Annotated in this window: 1 rRNA gene; it reads left to right on the top strand. The window is 48.6% G+C overall.

The window, feature by feature from the left end:
• Positions 1 to 153 precede the first annotated feature (153 nt).
• A 23S ribosomal RNA gene (locus G3N98_RS39605) occupies positions 154 to 251 on the top strand; the annotation flags it as partial.

The following is a 251-nucleotide window of genomic DNA, read 5'->3' as shown; positions in this document are numbered from 1 at the left end:
AAGCGTCTTGAGATGGACGTGAAAACTATCCGGGTTGTGATTGTATCGATGTATCTCAAGATGATTCGAACTTAATGTTTGACTCAATTTGGAATACGGCACAACGCGAGAACTCAACCTGTAACGACTGTCGATGAGACAGACTCGTTATAGGGTCAAGCGAACAAGTGCATGTGGTGGATGCCTTGGCGATCACAGGCGATGAAGGACGCGGTAGCCTGCGAAAAGCTACGGGGAGCTGGCAAACAAGC

This window comes from Burkholderia sp. Tr-20390, assembly GCF_017104595.1.
Classification (GTDB): Bacteria; Pseudomonadota; Gammaproteobacteria; order Burkholderiales; family Burkholderiaceae; genus Burkholderia.
This window is presented reverse-complemented; position numbering and strand designations above follow the sequence as displayed.